The 18967-nt window shown below is 63.0% G+C and carries 18 protein-coding genes; 10 read left to right on the top strand and 8 right to left on the bottom strand.

The genetic code is table 11. The annotated features are described in order from the left end of the window. Together CWS72_RS28230 and CWS72_RS26735 are read left to right on the top strand one after the other, a co-directional pair. Positions 1-451 (top strand): antitoxin MazE-like protein (locus tag CWS72_RS28230; protein ID WP_206747710.1); only part of this gene is annotated, 451 nt, incomplete at its 5' end. Further along, the gene (locus CWS72_RS26735) at positions 438-767 is read left to right on the top strand and encodes a type II toxin-antitoxin system PemK/MazF family toxin (RefSeq protein WP_101253719.1); all 330 of its coding nucleotides are present in this window, start codon (positions 438-440) and stop codon (positions 765-767) included. The genes CWS72_RS28230 and CWS72_RS26735, both read left to right, overlap by 14 nt. 47 nt (positions 768-814) lie before the next feature. Here the strand turns inward: CWS72_RS26735 and CWS72_RS26730 are convergent, their stop codons facing one another. The 7 genes from CWS72_RS26730 to CWS72_RS26695 form a co-directional block, all read right to left on the bottom strand. Further along, positions 815-1990 carry a DNA polymerase IV gene (locus CWS72_RS26730; protein ID WP_101253718.1) on the bottom strand — a complete coding sequence of 392 codons (1176 nt, stop codon included), beginning with the start codon at positions 1988-1990 and terminating at the stop codon, positions 815-817. A gap of 174 nt (positions 1991-2164) precedes the next feature. Continuing rightward, positions 2165-2563, bottom strand: coding sequence for an acyl-CoA carboxylase biotin carboxyl carrier protein subunit (locus CWS72_RS26725; RefSeq protein ID WP_101253722.1), 399 nt, complete (start codon positions 2561-2563; stop codon positions 2165-2167). Positions 2564-2679: 116 nt separating this feature from the next. After that, positions 2680-3012: a hypothetical protein gene (locus CWS72_RS26720; protein WP_101253717.1), complete on the bottom strand. Its 333-nt coding sequence runs from the start codon at positions 3010-3012 to the stop codon at positions 2680-2682. 43 nt (positions 3013-3055) lie between these two features. Beyond that, positions 3056-4630, bottom strand: a complete 1575-nt coding sequence (locus CWS72_RS26715; RefSeq protein ID WP_101253716.1) for an acyl-CoA carboxylase subunit beta — start codon at positions 4628-4630, stop codon at positions 3056-3058. Between the two features lie 54 nt (positions 4631-4684). Continuing rightward, on the bottom strand, positions 4685-6208 hold the full coding sequence (locus CWS72_RS26710) for a methylmalonyl-CoA carboxytransferase subunit 5S (RefSeq protein WP_101253715.1): 1524 nt from the start codon (positions 6206-6208) through the stop codon (positions 4685-4687). 510 nt (positions 6209-6718) lie between these two features. Next, positions 6719-7450: a 4'-phosphopantetheinyl transferase family protein gene (locus CWS72_RS26700; protein ID WP_158240841.1), complete on the bottom strand. Its 732-nt coding sequence runs from the start codon at positions 7448-7450 to the stop codon at positions 6719-6721. A 4-nt stretch (positions 7451-7454) separates the two neighbouring features. Further along, positions 7455-8021 carry a cyclic nucleotide-binding domain-containing protein gene (locus tag CWS72_RS26695; protein ID WP_101253712.1) on the bottom strand — a complete coding sequence of 189 codons (567 nt, stop codon included), beginning with the start codon at positions 8019-8021 and terminating at the stop codon, positions 7455-7457. A 163-nt stretch (positions 8022-8184) separates the two neighbouring features. On the opposite strand from CWS72_RS26695, the gene mobA reads away from it, so the two are divergent. Then, positions 8185-8826, top strand: a complete 642-nt coding sequence (gene mobA / locus CWS72_RS26690; RefSeq protein WP_101253711.1) for a molybdenum cofactor guanylyltransferase MobA — start codon at positions 8185-8187, stop codon at positions 8824-8826. A 226-nt stretch (positions 8827-9052) separates the two neighbouring features. Here mobA and CWS72_RS26685 read toward each other — a convergent pair whose 3' ends face one another. Continuing rightward, positions 9053-10483 (bottom strand): carbohydrate porin, encoded by a 1431-nt coding sequence (locus tag CWS72_RS26685; protein ID WP_101253710.1) that lies wholly within the window; start codon positions 10481-10483, stop codon positions 9053-9055. Between the two features lie 430 nt (positions 10484-10913). Between CWS72_RS26685 and CWS72_RS26680 the strand changes: the two genes are divergently transcribed. From CWS72_RS26680 to CWS72_RS26650, 7 genes are all read left to right on the top strand, one after another. Beyond that, complete coding sequence (locus CWS72_RS26680) at positions 10914-12851, top strand: FTR1 family iron permease (protein ID WP_101253709.1); 1938 nt, start codon at positions 10914-10916, stop codon at positions 12849-12851. A 70-nt stretch (positions 12852-12921) separates the two neighbouring features. Next, positions 12922-13464 carry an iron transporter gene (locus CWS72_RS26675; RefSeq protein WP_101253708.1) on the top strand — a complete coding sequence of 181 codons (543 nt, stop codon included), beginning with the start codon at positions 12922-12924 and terminating at the stop codon, positions 13462-13464. A gap of 73 nt (positions 13465-13537) precedes the next feature. Further along, positions 13538-14974 (top strand): Fe-S-containing protein, encoded by a 1437-nt coding sequence (locus CWS72_RS26670; RefSeq protein WP_158240840.1) that lies wholly within the window; start codon positions 13538-13540, stop codon positions 14972-14974. 4 nt (positions 14975-14978) lie between these two features. Then, complete coding sequence (locus CWS72_RS26665) at positions 14979-16283, top strand: ABC transporter permease (protein WP_101253706.1); 1305 nt, start codon at positions 14979-14981, stop codon at positions 16281-16283. Beyond that, positions 16270-17466, top strand: a complete 1197-nt coding sequence (locus CWS72_RS26660) for an ABC transporter permease (protein WP_241911911.1) — start codon at positions 16270-16272, stop codon at positions 17464-17466. The genes CWS72_RS26665 and CWS72_RS26660 overlap by 14 nt, the downstream gene beginning before the upstream one ends. Positions 17467-17468: 2 nt before the next feature. Then, the gene (locus tag CWS72_RS26655; RefSeq protein WP_241911910.1) at positions 17469-18182 is read left to right on the top strand and encodes an ABC transporter ATP-binding protein; all 714 of its coding nucleotides are present in this window, start codon (positions 17469-17471) and stop codon (positions 18180-18182) included. Beyond that, positions 18179-18691 carry a TlpA family protein disulfide reductase gene (locus tag CWS72_RS26650; protein ID WP_241911909.1) on the top strand — a complete coding sequence of 171 codons (513 nt, stop codon included), beginning with the start codon at positions 18179-18181 and terminating at the stop codon, positions 18689-18691. Before CWS72_RS26655 ends, CWS72_RS26650 begins: the two co-directional genes overlap by 4 nt. Positions 18692-18967: the final 276 nt, after the last annotated feature.

The following is an 18967-nucleotide window of genomic DNA, read 5'->3' as shown; positions in this document are numbered from 1 at the left end:
TCACCGACGACCCCGCAACACTCGTTACCAGGCGGGCGCTACCCCTTACCTGGGCCGGACTTCCACCGGCCGGATCGCGCCAGCTTTCCTGACGCACCGCTCAACGCGCCACCGCGGCGAGAATTGCTTTCGGAAGAACAGATTCGCGCGCGTTTACCCGATTACCCTGGCGATAAGCCCTTGGGAACTTGCGCGCGACACCGTAACGCGTTACAATGTCGCGCGTTACGGAATGGAGAGGCAGATGGCGACGGCGGGCGAACGAATGAAGGCGATGAGGGCACGGCGCCGCCAAAGTGGATTGCGGGAGATCCGTCTGATTGTCCCGGATGCCCGAGCCGCCGCCACACGGCAGAGAATAGCGCGTCAAGTCGAGCAACTTTCATCGGCGAACGAGTGCGAGACGCTGGATTGGATCGAAGAGGTTTCAGAATTCGATGCGTCGCGGTGATCTCGTCGTCGTAGCGGTGAACGGTGACTATGGCAAGCCTCGGCCTGCCGTCGTCGTGCAGTCCGACGTCTTTCCGGACACTCACGCATCCGTCATCATTTGTCCGACGACATCGGAACTGACTGATGCGCCGGACTTTCGAATCACGATCGAACCGGCCGACACGAACGGGCTTCGGGAAACGTCCCAGATCATGGTCGACAAACCTGTATCGATTAAGCGCGAACGGATCGGGCAAATCATCGGCCGATTGACCACGGACGAGATCCTCAAGCTGGACACCGTCCTGGCGTTTGTCATGGGGCTCGCGGACTGATCAGGGGGCAACATCTCGCCCATCTGATGCTCCTCAGCCCCGCTTCCCTACCCGAAACGCCGGGCGCCGAACAGATCGGGAGGATCGGCCGATTCGGCCGGCGCCAGATGGTCGACGCCGATGCCGATCAGGCGGAAGGCGCGGCCATCGGCTTCGCGTTCCAAAAGATGCATGGCGTGCTCCCGCAGCACATCCGCCCGCTGCGTCGGATAAGACAGGCGGCTTTGCCGGCTGAGACTTTGGAAATCGGCTGTTTTCAGCTTGAGAACGACGGTTTCGCCGGCAAGCCCCGCCCGCTTCAAACGTTTTTCCAAGGCGAAGGCCAAGACCTCCAAGGCCTTGGCGAGCGGCGGCAAGGCCGACAAATCCCGGGAAAAGGTGGTTTCCGTCGAAACGCTTTTGCAAGGGCGATCGGCGACGATCTGACGGGGATCGTCGCCTTGCACCAGATGGGACAGGGCCCGCCCGAATTTGCCGAAACGCGCCACCAGGGCCGCCTCGGGCAGGGATTGCAGTTGCTCGACCCTGGTAATACCGGCCTCGGCCATCCGCCGCGCCGTCGCCTTGCCGATACCATGAATGGCGGTCACCGGCAGTTCGGACAGGACGTGACGCGCCTCGGCCCGTCCGATGACGGCGAATCCGCGCGGTTTGTCACGGTCCGAGGCCAGCTTGGCCAAGGATTTGTTATAGCTGAGCCCGACCGACACATTGACCCCGACGTCGCGTTCGATGGCGCGGGCCAGACGCACCAGCAGAACGGCCGGCGTCCGGTCGATCAGCCGCACGCCGTCCGACAGATCGAGATAGGCCTCGTCCAGCGAAACCGGCTCGATCAGGGGCGTCGCCTTGGCGAACAAGGCGCGGATGGCGGCACTGACCTTCTTGTATTTGGCCATGTCGGGCGGAATAACCACCGCATCGGGACACAGGGCCAGGGCCTTGAACATCGGCATGGCCGAGCGGGGGCCGAACTTCCGGGCGACATAACAGGCGGTGGTGACCACGCCGCGCCCGCCCGGATGGCCGACGATCACCGGCAAATCGCGCAAGCCGGGATTATCACGCTTCTCGACGCTGGCATAAAAGGCGTCGCAGTCGATATGGGCGATCGACAGATCGAACAGTTCGGGATGGGAAAGCATCCGCCCCGACCCGCAATGCGGACAGACGGAACGATCGTCTTCGGCCGGTCGCGCGCAGTCGCGGCAGAGCGAGGGCATCAAGGCCCCCGATGGAAGACGGGGGAGCGAAGAAAGATCGACGGGGAAACGGCCGATATACCGGACATGCCGCCGAACATATCAGGAACATCGTCAGACGACAAGGCCGCCGCGAGCGTCCTCGCCACCGAACCCCCGCCTGACGGCGGACGTTCGGTGGCTTCCCTTGGACGTTTATTCGAACTCGACCAGCACCTGATGGGCCTTGACGCCGTCGCCCTGGGCCACGCTGACGGCTTTCACCTTGCCGGCAACCGGAGCGGTGACGCTGGTCTCCATCTTCATCGCTTCCAGCACCATGATCAGATCGTTCGGCTGCAACTGCTGACCGACCTGGACATTGATGCGGATGACCACACCCGATACCGGGCTGCGGCAGACCTTCGCCTCGTCCACCGAACCTTCCGCGGCGTCGGCGGGAGCCGAAGCAGGCGCGGCCGGAGCCGATGGCATGGTTGTCGGCGGGGCCGAATAAGGCGACAGATTCCCGCGAGGACGCGGTCCGTGATCTTCTTCGATCACCTCCACATCCAGTTCATAGGTCTTTCCGTCGATACCAATCTGTAGCTTCAAGGCCGAAACTCCCCTCGCTTCATGTTCCGCCCAATGATCCAAATTCATCGAAAGGCCGACCGTTGACGGGCGAAAGTCAAAAGTCGTGCCGGCCCCTCAAGCCGCGCGAGAAGGCTTCAACGCCCGCGCTGCAACTGATGCGACGCCTGAATGAAAACGCGACCGTGCTGTGCCCACGGATTGACGATCTCATAGGGCGTTTGCAGCATCTTGGCCGAACGGACCCGTACTTTTTTACCAAGGAAGGTGGTCGCGGCTGCCGCCAGCATGACCAGGACTTCCTCACTGACCTCTTGTGCCGCTCCGGCTTCGGCCGGGGTGGCGCCGGCCGAAGCCGGCGCCACCCCGTCACGAGCCTTGAGCGTTGCCACCTCGGCCTTCAACGCTCCGATTTCGCGTTTCAGGTCCTCGACGGCTGCCAACACATTTTCCAACGATAACACGGCCATGGGATCTCCCCTGCATTGCTCTGCTGCGCTGTTTCACCCCTTTTCAGAGGGGGATCAGCCCGTGTTTCTTCGGCGGCCGGGATTCCCGCTTGGTATGCAGGGCATCGAGAGCCTGGGCCAGATATTTCCGCGTTTCCGACGGCTCGATGATGTCGTCGACCATCCGGCGGCCCGCGGAAACATACGGGTTGGCGAAGGTCTCGCGATACATCTCGATCAGTTCCTTGCGCTTCGCCGCCTTGTCCTCGGCCGCTTCGATCTCCTTGCGGAAAACGATGCCGGCAGCGCCTTCCGCACCCATCACCGCCACTTCCGCCGTCGGCCAGGCGATAACCCGGTCGGCGCCCAGTTCCTTGCCGCACATGGCGAGGTAGGCACCGCCGAAGGCCTTGCGCATGACCACGGTGATCTTCGGCACCGACGCCGCGGAATAGGCGAACAGCATCTTCGCACCATGACGGATGATGCCGCCATATTCCTGTTCGACGCCGGGCATGAAGCCGGGGACGTCGACGAAGGTCACCAGCGGAATATTGAAGGCGTTGCAGAAGCGTACGAACCGCGCCGACTTGTCCGAAGCGTCGATGTTGAGCGCTCCGGCCATGGCGTTCGGCTGGTTGGCGATGATGCCGATCGGCCGTCCGGCGATACGGGCGAAGCCGATCACGATGTTCGGCGCGAAGCCTGGCTGGATTTCCATGAAATCCTGGTTGTCGACGATCCGCGTGATGATCGGACGGACGTCGTAGCCCTGCTTGGTGTCGACGGGAACCGCGTGATTGAGTTCCGGGTCGGACTCGAGCGCCTCATCGAACGGCAGGCGCGGCGGATCCTCGAGGTTATTCGGCGGCATGAAGGACAGCAGCCGGCGGCATTGATAAAGAGCGTCCTCGTCATCCTCGGCGATCAGATGGACAACACCCGAGTTGTTCATCTGAGCCACCGGACCGCCCAGGTCCTCGGCCGTGACCACTTCGCCGGTCACCTGCTTGATCACCTGCGGCCCGGTGATGAACATCTGGGCCCGCTTGGTCTGGATAATGAAGTCGGTCAGCGCCGGGCTATAGGCCGCGCCCCCGGCGCAGGGACCGCAAATCAGGGAGATCTGCGGAACCGAACCGGACAGCATGACGTTGTTGTAGAACACCTTGCCATAGCCGGACAGGCTGTCGATGCCTTCCTGGACGCGGGCCCCGCCCGAGTCGTTGATGAACACGAAAGGCGTGCCGGTCTTCAGCGACAGTTCCTGCATCGCGGCGACCTTGGTGCTGTGCACCTCGCCCGCCGCCCCGCCGGCAACCGTAAAATCCTGGCTGGCCAGGTGCAGGATCTTGCCGTCGACCTTGGCGACACCGGTCACCACGCCGTCGGCCGGCAATTCCTTTTCTTCCATGCCGAAATAAGTGCAGCGATGCTGGGCGAACAGGCCGATTTCCTGGAACGAGCCCTCATCGACGAATTTGGTGATGCGCTCGCGCGCGGTCAGCTTGCCGTTGGCATGCTGCTTGTCGATGCTGGCCTGCCCCCCACCCAGTTCGAGCTTCGCCCGCTTGGCGCGAAGATCCTCGATCTTCTCATCGATGGTCTTGTGTAGCGGAGCCTTGAAATCCTTGGACATCGATATTCCCTTCCTTCAATCCGATCACGGCGCCCAAAGGCGCTAGCGCTGTCCTTACGCTCCAGGTGCGACGGTAACCTTGTGCTCCCGGCCATGGATGGAAACCACGTAAGTCACCGGTGATTTCAACCCGCCATTGCCGTTGGCCGCGCCATCCGCCTTGCCCTCCGGCTTCGCCGGCGCGGCAGCCTCCTTCTTGACCGGATCCTTGCCCAGGTTCTTGGGGCCTTCCGACCGGCTCTTGAAGAATTTCGGCGCGACTTGCGGGAACATCGCATGGGTCAGCACGTCCTCGTCGCTGCCGTTGCACCCTTCGAGGGCCAACGCCGCCGAACGCAAATGCTCCCATTCCGGCTTCAGCAGATCGGCCGGACGGCCGGTGATCACCGGCTTTTTGGCCTGTGCCTCGGCCTGGGCCAGAACCTTCGGATCCTTCTTGCCGAGCGTGCTGCCGTAATAGCCCAGCATCAGGTCGGCGAATTCCGCGGTCATCGCCTTGTATTTGCCCATCAGCACATTGAACACGGCCTGCGTGCCGACGATCTGACTGGACGGCGTGACCAGCGGCGGGAAACCGGCATCGGCGCGCACCCGCGGCACTTCGGCCAGCACTTCCTGCAGACGATCGCCGGCGCCTTGGCCCTTGAGCTGGCTTTCCATGTTGGAAATCATGCCGCCGGGGATCTGGCTCTTGAAGATTTCGGTGTCGACGCCGGTGAAGTCGCTCATGAACTCGCGGTACCGCGGGCGGATCTTGGCGAAATAATCCTTCACCTTGAGCAGACGCGCCTTGTCGAGGCGGGTTTCAAAACCGGTGTCGCTCAGCATTTCGACCACGGCCTCGGTCGGATTGTGGCCCGACCCCAAAGCCAACGAGCTGATCGAGGTGTCGATGATGTCGCAACCGGCTTCGATGGCTTTCATGATCGAAACCATGGTGACGCCGGTGGTCGAATGCACATGCAGGTGGATCAGCGTGTCGGCCCCGCACTTCTCCTTGATGCCCTTGACCAGTTCATAAGCCTGCTGGGGCTTCAGGAGGGCGGCCATGTCCTTGATGCAGATCGAATCGGCGCCCATGTCCTTCAGATGTTGAGCCATCTCGACGAAGGCCTGGGTGGTGTGAACCGGACTGACCGTGTAGCTGATGGTTCCCTGAGCGTGTTTCCCGGTCTTCCTGACGGCGGCGATGGCCGTCTTCAGATTACGAAGATCGTTCAGCGCGTCGAAGACCCGGAAGACGTCCATGCCGTTTTCGGCGGCCTTGTCGACGAAGCGTTCGACCACGCCGTCCTCGTAATGGCGGTAACCGAGCAGGTTCTGGCCCCGCAACAACATCTGCAGCTTGGTTTTCGGCAACAGCTTACGGAATGTCCGCAGGCGTTCCCAAGGATCTTCGTTGAGAAAGCGGATGCAGGAGTCGTAAGTGGCCCCGCCCCAACATTCCAGTGACCAATAGCCCGCGTTGTCCAGATCCTCGCAGGCCGGGATCATATCTTCCATGGCCATACGGGTGGCCAGCAAGCTTTGGTGGGCATCCCTCAAGATCACATCAGTGATTTCCACTACGCGTCCCATGTGCGATTTCCTCTTGGATGTGATGACTTATGGCTCGCGAATTCCGTCAACGGTGGGGAGTTCGGCAAGCATGATCGGAAGCTCGTCTGCTACGGTTAGACTACCTTGCCCGGTGAGCCCCGTATAGAGTTCCGCGATGCTACGGTTGAACAGAGGGGCGGGAAATCCGCTTTGTATCCGTCCGCAGCCTTCCCTGCTCGTCGGCAACAAATTGGGTGTTGGAGAGCCTATCTCCTGGTCCGTACCTATCCGCATGACCCTTGCCATCCTTAAGACGCCCACAAGGTGAACCTTCCGGAAAAGAAAGTCCACAAAGAAAATAGGTGTTTTAAGTTTTCGCCGATTTTTGGCTCTGTCGCTGGGATTTCCAGGCCAGAAGCAAGGGAGGGAAGAATAGGAACGCTATTCCAATTTTGAAAATAGCTCAATCCATCTCATGCCCGTTCCCAAGGAATTTTCGTCAAGCAGGTCCAGGAATGAATGCCGGCGGGTGGGCTTGAGCCCCCGGAATCACAAAGCCTGGAACGCGATTTCAGAAACATGGAAGGCGGCTTTCGGCCCAGCGGCACGTAAAGCCGCGGCCAGCCGGCAATTCACCACCCGGCAAGCATGGAACTGCCATTCGGCGGGGTCGCTGCCATCCGGCCCCGGCGTACACAACCGCGGTGGGGAGAGAGCGAAAGCGAAGCCAGGCAGATCAGCCGACAGTCCCTGCCCGGTGGCCTTGACAGCCGCCTCCTTCAGGGTCCAGAGAGTGAAAAAGGCATCATTCCAGGCCTCCCCCGTCAGACCGCTCAACGAAGCCTGTTCCTTCGCGGAGAACGCCAGGCCGGCGACATCTTCCCGGCGCGGCCCGTCCGTCACCGTTTCAACGTCGACCCCCAGGGGGCCATACCAACCAACGGCGGCGGCCACCATCGAACGGGTATGCGAAAGACTGAAATGCGGCGCCCTCCCGCTTTCGCCGTCGAGGACCGGTTTTCCCCCGGGCATTTGCCGGAACCGCCAGGGACGGATACCGGCGATGCGATCAAGAGCATCGCGCAACAGGCCATGGGCGGCGATGAAGGCGTTGCGGTCCTCGTTAAAATGAAAGCGCGCCGCCCGTGCCTGTTCGTTCTCATCCAGCCGGGACAAGAGCTTCCCGAAATCGCCGTCCCGAGGCACCGCCGTCCAGAAGATGAAAACATCGACCCGCGGCGCGGCACGGCCGGCGCCCCCCCCTGGGAATGGGCTGATCATCGTCTCAGGCGTCCGGTCCCAGGGGCGGCAGACGCGCCCGCACATAGCCCCTCAGGATGTCAAGAAGCGCCCGCAGAAAGGGATCCGCCGACGTCAACACCGCTTTCAGGGCGTCCTCGTCCAGAAGCGTGCGCATCCGACGGTCGATCGGCCTTTCGACGATGTCGCCACCACGCAGCCTAGCCGGCAAAGTCGAGCGGATATAGGTCAGTATTTGTCCCATGGCGTCGGTGGTGGCCGGCCCGAAAGCCGCCAGCCGGACCATCAGTTGCGAGGCGGAGATGAAGGCGCATTCCGTGGGAACCAGGGCGCACGCCGTCGCCAGACGCCGCATGTTGCCGAACAACACCGATTCTCCGAAAACCATGAGTTCGGTCATGGTCGCGACCGAATGGCCGTTCTTCAGAATGGCCACTCGGCCCTTTCGAATGAAATAGGCGAAAACCGCCTCCTCGCCCTGCTGGAAGATGGTCTCTCCCGGGACAAAGGCGATTTCCTCGTAAGGTCCCGACATATCCTCTTTCTCGAAAAATGCCGCTGTCGGATGGAACTGAGCGCAAGTGTCCGTCATTCATTCCATCCAGACAATCTAAACGAGATAATGGTCAAATGTCGCATCAATCTTGACATGTCAGGCCATGTCGGCGTTTGCCCGACCTCCCCGGGCGGGGTAGCATCGCGGACATGCCATTTCACTATCACGCCCCATTCCCCGAAAACTGGTGCCAGTCCCGATGATTCCGGCCGAAACGCCTCCGATCGAACCTGTTGCCGCCGTCCTTCTGGCCGGCGGCCTCGCCCGTCGCATGGGAGGGGGCGACAAGATGCTGCTCGACGTCGCCGGAAAAACTCTGCTGCAACGGGCGATCGAGCGAATCCAACCGCAGGTCGGCCCCCTGCTGCTCAATGCCAATGGCGATCCGTCGCGCTTCGCCGGTTTCGGCCTGCCTGTCAGGGCCGACGTGGTCGCCGGCTATGCCGGCCCTCTGGCGGGAATTCTCACCGGAATGGAATGGCTGAGGGAAACGCGGCCCGACATTCGCTGGCTGCTCAGCCTGCCGACGGACACGCCGATGCTGCCGATGGATCTGGTGGTCCGCCTCCGGGCCGCCGTCGAAGAGGAGAAAGCCGAAATCGGCTGCGCCCGGTCGGGTGGAATGCTGCATCCGGTTTTCGGCCTGTGGCCGGTTCATTTGGCCGATGCGCTGCGTCACGCCCTGGTCGAGGAGGAAATCCGGAAAATCGGTTCGTGGATTCGCCGCTACAAGGTGGCTGAAGTCACCTGGTCGGACGACGGGGGGGATCCGTTCCTCAATCTCAACACGCCCGATGACCTCGACCGCTACGCCCGGCGGGAGCAACGAACGTCGACTTAGGCTCTGGGACGCAACAATCGCTCCAGAGCCTAAGGGTTTATATGATGCCTGCGCCTCCGGCAGGCTCATGCGCCGCTCGGACTTAAGGCCGACTTGACCAAATAAGGCCTCTTTCGAAGAAAACCTTGTCTTCTGACGGATAAGGACCGGTTTCATCCCGGCCAAGAGCCGCTTGGATCGATGATCCCCGGGGACAAGCCCGGGGATCATCGGGAGCATGCCATCCTCAGAACTTGACGGTCGTGCGGGCGCCGAGAACGAAGGCGTCCTTCATCGCCGAGGCCGGCAGGGAGGTGTCGGCCGTCGGGCTGGCGGCATAGCCGGCGGGATGGATGATGTATTGGATGTCCGGCTGGATGATCCACCAGGGAGCGGCTGCATATTGGTAGGTCAGTTCGATGACCGCCTCGTAGTCGCGCACCGGGCGGGTCGCCCCCGGATTGGCCCGGTTGTAGTCCTTGTCCCGATCGCTGGCGGCGTCGCTGACCTTGGCGAAGGAGAAGGCAATGCCGGCAATGTCCGAATCCCGTCCTTCGAACAGTCCTTTGTAATTGAGGCCGGTGTCGACATAGAACGAGACGAGATTGCGGTCGTCGGGAGCGCCGGCCATCCGCAGGAACCCGGACAGCCCCTGATCCTCGGTATCGGGCTTGGCGATCAGCATCTTGTCGATGACGCCATAGAGGCCGTAATTGTTGACGTTCCGGCGGGGATCGGCGCCGGTGGCGCCGATCTTGTCGCCATCGACGTCATAGCGGAGATCGTCGAAGCGCGCCGAGTGATACCAGCCGCCCAGCTTGACGGTGGCGGGAAGCTCGCCGGCCTGCCTGTCGGCCGGAAAGGCATAGGCGGCTTCGGTAATGGCGAACAGATCGCGGTTGGTGCTGAAGGTGGTGCCGGCGCGATTGCGGATCTGCGCGTTGTCGTTCCCCGCCTGACTGCCGGCGGGATCGCCGTTGAACAGCGCCGTCTGCCAGGACAGTTGCTCGTTCGGCGCATATTTGACGCGCACGCCCGGCGTGGCCAGCGGATAGGCCGGGCCGCCGCTCGGCAGGTCGGCGGCCATGATGCCGGCCCAGCCGAAGGTGCCATTGATGAAATTGGCGGCATATTGGCTGGTCAGGAATTCGTCGTCGGCGGCAATCTGGCCGATGCGGACCGACAGCGTGTCATCCAGCAGGGCCTGCTGGAAATAGGCGTCGAACAACCGGGTGGTGCGGGTCGCTTCGATATTGCTGGGATCGAGCATGTTGCCGCCCAGATTGTGGCCCGTCAGGCCCCGGCCATGGATCTGATAGCCGTTGGCGTGGATCAGGCTGCCGTGCCAGCCGAGCAGCTTCTCGAGGTCGAGATCGACGGCAAGTTCGGTCCGCCCCATATAATCGAAGCCCTGCCGCTGCCCGCCGGAGACGTTCCCCAGAAGCTCGCTGACCTCGGTCAGGCCGATGGTCACGCCGGAATCGACCAGGCGGGTGCGCAACCCGCCCCAGTCTCCCGTCAGCGTATCCTGCGACCACAAATCATCGGCCGGGGCCTCATTATCCCCATCGGCGGCGATTGCCGGGGCGGCGGCGAAAACCCCGACCATCGACATCGCAAATAACAGGCCCGCCGGCCCACGGTTTATCTTACGCGTCGCACTCATTTTCATCGGCATTGACTGCCTCCCTCCAACCTAAAACGAAACCAATACCATATCGGTTCACCGGCCTCCCCCGTGAAGGCGGGCGTCGACGACCGACGTCATCCCGACCGGAAAACATTCCAGCCCCCCAAACGGCACAGGTGAATCCCCACAAATTTGCTAATGAAAATCACACGCAACCAACTCCGTCAAGGTGAGAAAACGGTCTCATGGTCACACCTCCCCCGACCATCCGAGGTGAGCACGCGGGGGGAAGTAACACAATAACATTTTGATAAATATCACTTTTGTTAAAGATCATTCCGACGCCCCCGTCCCCACCGCCCCAACCGCGCATGGCCTGTAAAAAGTAAGGCTATTGACTATGCGAATGATTCGCAATATTAAAACCTCATCCGGAGCAAATAAGCTGTTCGTGACGGTTCCGGCGAGGAGCGATGGGATGAAAGCGATTCTGATGGCGTTTCTATTACTCGGCTGCCTGGCCGGCCAAGCCCAGGCAGCCGAAGAAAAACCAGACTATCGGGGAACGCTCGGCAGAATTGATGAAATGTTGAAGCAGGCGGCGTCCGATTATCGGGCCGGTTCTGTGGATGCCGCCAAGACGACGGTACAGAACTCCTATTTTCAGCTTTTCGAAGGGTTGGAAGGCCCCATCCGCATCAATATCTCGGCGAAACGCGGCTATCAGTTGGAAAGCGAATTCGCGGCCATCCGCAAACTGATGGTCGACGGCGCCAGCCCCGACGAGGTGGAACGGCGCATTTCAGCCCACATCGCGGCGCTGGAGGCGATCATGCCGGTCCTGGAAAAGGGAGCCGTTCTCGTCGCCCAGAAGAGCGAGGAGGGCAACGGCGCCTCGCCTGAGGCGGACCTGCCGGACTTGCCGAAAAAAGTCGAGCCTTATTGGGAAGAGGCCGTCGCCACCATCCACGACACCCTGATCGCCGCGGCGGACGCCCTGGACAAGGGCGATGCCGCTCAGGCAAAAGCCCTCATCACCAAGGCCCAGTTCGACGGATACAAAAATTCCGAACTGACGATCGCCATCCGCCGTTACGTCTCCCAGCAGCAAGACGGTGTTTTCGAGGCGGAATTCAGACGCATTCAGACGCTGGTCAGCGATGGCCGGCCCGCCAGCCTCATCCGCGGCTCGGCACGGGTGCTGACCGAGGAATTGACGGCCCGCCTGCCCGGTTTGCCGCTGGTCGGCGCCGCGGCAGAAGCGGCGAAGGAGGCCCCGGCCCCATCCGCCGACTGGAAAGTGGTGGCCGAACGCGTCAACACCGCCATCGCCAAGGCATCGGCCCTGATCGGCGACGGCAAGAGCACCGCCGCCATCGATCTTCTGCAGTCGACCTATTTCGACGTCTTCGAGGCCAGCGGCATGGAAGCCCGCATCGGCGTCCGCGACGATTCCCTGAAGACCGTTCTGGAAGCGCATTTCAGCAAACTGATGTCTCTGGCTGGAAACGCTTCCGCCTCCGCCGCATTCACCACCGAGGCCGGCGCCATGGCGGCCGACCTGGCGCGCGCCGTCACCCTTCTGGGGGGCGGAGACGACAACGATCCGCTCAGTCTTTTCGGCTATGCGCTGCTGATCATCCTCCGCGAGGGGTTCGAGGCGATGATCATCGTCACCGCCATCATCGCCTATCTGGTCAAAACCGGCCATGGCGACCAGCAGCGGATTATCGGCCATAGCGTTCTCGTCGCCCTGTTGGCCAGCGTGGCGACGGCGGTCCTGCTCAAACTGGCGTTCCGCGAGGCCGCCGCCAGCCAGGAAGTGCTGGAGGGCGCCACCATGCTGGTGGCCGCCGCCGTCCTGTTCTCGGTGAGCTACTGGCTGGTATCCAAGGCCGAAGCGCAGAAATGGTCTGATTATATCAAGGATAAGGTCGCCGGATCCCTCTCGTCGGGTTCGGTCAGGGCCCTGTGGTTCACCAGTTTCCTGGCCGTCTATCGGGAGGGCGCCGAAACCGTTCTGTTCTATCAGGCGCTGACCACCACGGCCTCCACCAGCGGCCTGCTGGCCATCGCCGGCGGCTTCGCCCTGGGCTGCCTGGGTCTGGCCGTCATCTATTGGGGCATGCGGGCCGGCGCGTTGAGATTGCCGATCCGTCCCTTCTTCCAGGCGACGAGCGCGCTGCTCTATCTGATGGCTTTCGTGTTCGCCGGAAAGGGCGTCATGGAACTCGTCGAAGGCAAGATATTCACGCCGACCCTCATCCCCTGGGCGCCCGAATTCCCGGCGCTCGGCCTTTACCCCTATTGGCAGAGCCTGGCGCCGCAGGCCGTTCTGGTGATCGCCGCCCTGGTCTCGCTGGCCGTCATTGTCCGGCAGCGCGGCACCGAGGCCGTGAATGGCCGGCAAAACTGAATTTCAAGGAACTACGCGAGTGACCGTAGCGACGACGGATCTGCCGTCTCGAATTTTAAGGAGTGTCCGAATGAGAACTGTGACTGGAATTGCCCTGGCTTTGGTGACGATGATGGCAACCGGGGCGATGGCGGCCGAAAAGAAGGGAACCGACAATCCGGAAACCCCGATCGGCGAAACGAAGGCCCTGAACGCGATGGACATCGCCGCGGTCTATCTGAACCCCATCGAGATGGAACCCCACGGGATCGACATGGCGGCGTCCCAGGCCGACGTCCATCTGGAGGTCGACGTCCATGCCGCCGAGGGCAATCCCAACGGCTTCGGCGCCGGGGAATGGATCCCCGCCCTGACCATCACCTATCGCCTGGAGAACAAGGATACCGGCAAGACGGAGAATGGCACGCTGATGCCGATGGTGGCCGCCGACGGGCCTCATTACGGCTCCAACGTCAAGATGCTGGGAACCGGGAACTATCATGTGAGCTTCCACATCGACAACCCCCAGCGCCAGGGATTCGGGCGCCACACCGACAAGGCCACCGGGGTGGGTCCGTGGTTCCAGCCGTTCAGCGTCGACTACGATTTCTCCTACGTACCGAAGAAAAAGTAACCCTCACGCAGGCATGGGAACGGCGCCGCCCCCCTTCGGCGGGAGCGGCGCCGAAACCCCCGGGAGACAGTCGATGGCTTTCTACATTGCCGCCTTGGCCCATGCGTTGGTCCCGGCGGTTCTGATCATAGTTCTCTGGACGGCGACGCTCCCCGCGCCGGACAAGCCCCGGCGATCCGGCCTCGCCCGGGGGGTCTGCGCCGGCGCCCTGGTCGGCGCTCTTGCCATTCTTTTAGCCATCGCCCGTACCGCCGAGACGGCCGGCAACACCGGCTTGCAGGTCGCCGGCTTCGTGACGAACGCCGCGACGCTGATGCTGCTTGCCCTCAATGTCCGCTCCCTCCGCCTGGTGGAAGAAACGGGCACCCCAATCCTGGCCCGGTTCACCCCGATATTGGCGGCCGTGGAGATCGCCCAGGGCCTGTTCGCCGCGTGGAACGCCACCGTCAATCACGGCCTGAGCGCGACCGACGTGGTCAATACGGATCTGATCGTCAATTGCACGGCCATCCTGTTCGGCGCCGCCCTGCTCGCCATTCTGGCCCTCCAACTGGCCAAGGTGGCGAGAATGGCCGGACGGGGCCCCGCGGCCACGGCACTCGCCGTCGTCCTGGTCCTGGCGCTGGCCGTCGGATCGGGCCAGACCATGCTGGGCCTGTTGCGGCTGGACCAGATCGGCGTCACGGCCGAGCGGATCACCTACGTCGCCCGGTTGTCGGTGATCGAACCCTGGCAGGTCTACATCGACCTCGGGCTTACCCTGCTCCTGATCCTCGTGGCCTTTCGCCGCCGGTTTCGCATCGGCGTCACCGAGGACCGGATCGAACGGCGCCTGCGGATCGCCCGGGCGCTGACCCAATCGCGTTGGCGCCGGGGCCTGGCCGGGGCGACGGCGCTTCTGCTGGCCATTCTGGCCTTTCAGGATCTTTACGCGTCACGGCCGCCGACCTTGTCCGAGGCGATTGGGATGCAAGCCGACGGGAAAGACGAGATCCGCATTCCCATCGAACGGGTGAAGGACGGCAACCTTCATCGTTTCGCCTACATCAGTTCGGCCGGGCATCGGGTGCGCTTTTTCCTGATCAATCGCTATGACGAGGCGCATATCGATATCGGCGTCGTCTTCGACGCCTGCATGGTCTGCGGCGACGGCGGCTATATCCAGCACGGCGACGAAGTCATCTGCGTTCCCTGCAATGTCCGGATGTTCCGGCCGTCGATCGGCAAATCCGGCGGCTGCAATCCCATCCCCCTGCCCCATACCGTCGAGGACGGCACCATCGTCATCGCCGCATCGAGTCTGGAGAAAGGCGCCCGTCATTTTACGGAAGTGGTGGATGTCGAGGTCACCGACCCGGTCACGGGGCAAAAGCTGACCAGCGGCAAGGCGCCGTTCCAACACGAAGCGGGCGGCCGCACCTACTTCTTCGGCGACAAGGACAGCTACGACAAATTCCGCGCCGACCCCGACGCCTATCTGCGGGGCGGAAAGCAACGGGAACACGGGTGAGATCATGGTTTTGAGAATGTTGTGGCGTTCGTTCTTCGAAGGCCGCCGCCGCAAGATACTGGCCGCGGCGACGGTGGCCCTGGCGGCGACGCTGATCACCACCTTGTTCGCCCTGTCCGTCGACGTCGGCGATAAAATGGCGAAGGAGATGACCTCCTACGGCTCCAACATCCGCGTCACGCCAAAGGCCGACGCCATGCCGCTGCTGATCGGCGGCGTCGATTACAACCCGCTCAAGGGACGCGATTACCTGAACGAGCGGGATCTGCCGAAAATCAAGGATATCTTCTGGCGCAACAATATCGTCGGATTGGTTCCCCGTCTCGCCCTGCCGGCGACGGCGGAGATCGACGGAACGGCCCTGCGAATCAGCGTCACCGGCACCTATTTCGACCATCTCCTGCCCTTGCCGAGCGACGAGGGCTATCGGACCGGCGTCCGGGACATCAACCGATTCTGGCAGGTCGAGGGGACCTGGCCGGACGACGCCTCGGAATCGCAAGCCCTGGTCGGCAGCCGTCTCGCCGCCCGCCTGGGCGTCGTCGCGGGCGGAACATTGCGACTGCGTACCGGCGACGGGGCCGACGGCCCTCTCCGGACCGTTGCCATCGCCGGCATTCTGACCACCGGCGGAGAGGAGGACGACGGCGTGACCGTACCTTTGGCGATGGCCCAGGCGATGGCCGGCCTGCCGGGGCGCATCCAGTCGATCGACGTCAGCGCCCTGACGGTTCCGGAAAACGACCTGGCCCGCAAGGCGCGGCGGGGACCGGAAGCTCTGTCCTCCGAGGAATATGACAAGTGGTATTGCACCGCCTATGTCGGTTCCATCGCCCATCAGATCGAGGAGGTCCTGGCCGATACCTCGGCACGGCCGATCTGGCAGGTCGCGGCGGGGGAAGGCGCCGTCATCACCCGAATCCAGATGCTGCTTCTGGTGGTCAGCGCGGCCGCCATCGCCGCCGCCGCCATGTGCGTCTCGGCCCTGATGAACACCACGGTCCTGGAACGCGCCCGGGAAATCGGCCTGATGAAGGCCCTCGGCGCGGCACCCTGGGAAATCCATCTTCTGTTCGTCGGCGAGGCCGTCATCGTCGGCCTGATCGGCGGCGCGCTCGGCATTCTGGCCGGTTACGCCGTCGCCCAGGGCGTCGGCTGGAGCGTCTTCCAGAGCGGCGTGGACGTCCGCCCGATCACCGTGCCCGTCGTCCTCGCCATTTCCGTGATCACCGTGTTGGCGGGCTCCATCCTGCCATCGCGCGCCATCGCGGCCCTGTTGCCGGTGGAGGTTCTTCATGGCCGACGCTAACCCCGGACGCCGCCGGAGCGATCGCTCGCTCCGCCTGCGGATGTTTTCAATGCTGGTTTTCCGCTCGCTGACCGTCAGGGGCAGTCGGATCGGCATCGCCCTGGGTGCCATTCTGGTCGGCGCGGCGGTGGTCTCGGCCCTGACCAGCCTCTATTTCGACATATCGATCAAGATGAGCGAGGAATTGCGGGCCTTCGGCGCCAATGTGATCGTCACCCCCCGCTCCGCCGGCCAGACCGGCGGCGAAGGAACCCATGGCATCGCGGCCGAAACGCTGCGGGCCGCCATCGGCGCCCTGCCGCAGGGTAAAATCGTCGGCGCCAGCCCCTTTCTTTACGGCGTGGTTCGCCTTGACGTGGCCAATGCCGTGCTGGCCGGGGTCGACTTCCAGGGACTGCGCGCGATCTCGCCCTATTGGCAGGTGGAGGGATCGTGGGTGACGGCGGATTTCGATGACCGCAATGTCATGGTGGGACGGCGGATCGCCCAGACGATGCAGATGAAGATCGGCAGCCCGGTGACGATCATCAACCGGGACCGCACCCATCAGGTCCAGGTCCGGGTGAAAGGCATCGTCGATACCGGCGGCGCCGAGGACGACCAGGTCTTCGTCAATCTGCCGCTCGCCCAAAGGCTTCTCGACAGACCCGACCAGGCCGATCTCGCCATGCTGAGCGTCATTGCCCGGGGTGGCGAGGCCGATGCTCTCGCCGCCGATCTCGCCCGTCGCTTTCCCGACATCGAAGTCCGCCCGATCCGCAAGGTCTCGCAGGCGGACGGAAAGATCCTCGACAAGATCGAAGGTTTGATGGCCCTGGTCGCCACCGTGGTCCTGATCATCACCATCCTTTGCGTCAACGCCACCTTGACCGCGATGGTCGCCGCCCGCACGCCCCAGATCGGCTTGCAAAAGGCCATTGGCGCCGGTAACGGCAGCATCGTCGCGCAGTTCATGGCGGAAACGACGGTCATCTGCGTGGTGGCCGTCGCTCTCGGCCTGGGGGTGGGATTCGCCCTGGCCCAGGTCCTGGGCCAGGCCGTGTTCGGCGCCTGGGTAACCTTCCGCCCGGTGGTGGTGCCGCTGACCTTCGGCCTGTCCTTCGCCGCCGCGCTGATCGCGGCGGTCCTGCCCGTACGCGGCGCCGTGCGGATCGTTCCCGCCCGTGTGCTTAAAGGAGAATGACCATGACGGTCTCGAACCAATTGACCTCCGACGCTACGTCGTCGCGCTTCGGTTCAACGGAACAAGGGCGGATGGTGATCGACATCCGGGGACTGGGCAAACGCTTCGGCGCGGTGGCCGCCCTCCAGGATGTGAGCTTCGATGTCCAACGGGGCGAATTCATCGCCATCATGGGACCGTCCGGCTCGGGCAAGACGACGCTTCTCAATATCCTGTCCCTGCTCGACCGGCCGACCGAGGGCGACTATCACCTCGACGGTATCGCCGTGGCCTCCCTGACCGAGCGGGAGCAGACGGTCATCCGGCGGGAAAAGATCGGCCTGGTCTTCCAGCAGTTTCATCTGATCCCCTATCTGTCAGCCCTTGAAAACGTGATGCTGGCCCAGCATTACCATTCCGTCGCCGACCGGGAGGAGGCGCTGGAGGCTTTGGAGCATGTCGGCCTCGCCCAGCGCCGAGATCACCTGCCCTCCCAGCTTTCGGGAGGCGAGCAGCAACGCGTCTGCATCGCCCGCGCCCTGATCAACGCCCCCGCCCTGATTCTGGCCGACGAGCCGACGGGCAATCTGGACGCCGATAACGAAGGTCTGGTCATGGGACTGCTGGAACGATTGCGCGACGAGGGACGGACCATCGTCCTCGTCACCCACAATCCGGATCTGGGCGAGAGAACCGACCGCATCGTGCGGCTGCAGCATGGAAGGCTGGCCTCGTGAAAACATACCTGTTTCGCAGGGGCTGCCTGGGTGCCATCGCCATCGCCGCCATCCTCGGCCTGACCGGCTGCAACGAGCCTCGCGCGGCTTCGGCAAGCGGCGGGACCCCCGCGCCCGAACTGGTGGCGACGACGCTCGACGGACGGGTGATCCGGCTGGCCGATCTGCGAGGCAAGGTCGTGCTGCTCGATTTCTGGCTTGGCGGATGCGGCCCCTGCCTGGCCGAAATGCCCGATCTCGACGCCTTCTACCGCAGCGAACGCGACAAGGGTCTGGAGATCCTGGCCATCAACATGGGACAATCGGAGGATGCCGTCGCCAAGGCGGCACGGCAGATGACGGTGTCCTTCCCGGTTCTGGCCGACCCGTTGAAAATCACCATCGCACGCTACAAGGTGGAGGCGGCCCCGACCTTCTTCATCATCGATGCGAAAGGCAATCTGGTCGAACGCATCGACGGCCCCCTCGATAAAAAACTGCTGGCCGAGAAGATCGCTTCCCGGCAGTGAGCGGGCAAAAGCCCGGACTTCATAGCCTTTTCCCTCGCCCCTTGTGGGAGAGAGAGGGGCCCGCGTCAGCGGGAGGGTGAGGGGAAATGCCCCCTCATCCCAACCCTTCTCCCACGAGGGGAGAAGGGCCTTTGTCCCGCCTTTCGCCGGACCGCTCGCTCAACCGGGGAGCATGCTGCCTGTGGTTCTGAAGCGATCATGCCAGGAGAAGGCTTTCTCCAGGACGTGGGGGGTCTGTCCGCCACGGATCAGGGCCTCGCGATAATAATCGCGGAG

Origin of the sequence: Telmatospirillum siberiense, assembly GCF_002845745.1 — a bacterium.
Taxonomy (GTDB): Bacteria; Pseudomonadota; Alphaproteobacteria; order Rhodospirillales; family Magnetospirillaceae; genus Telmatospirillum; species Telmatospirillum siberiense.
Note: the sequence above shows the minus strand (reverse complement) of the source record. Positions and strands in the feature narration are given on the sequence as shown.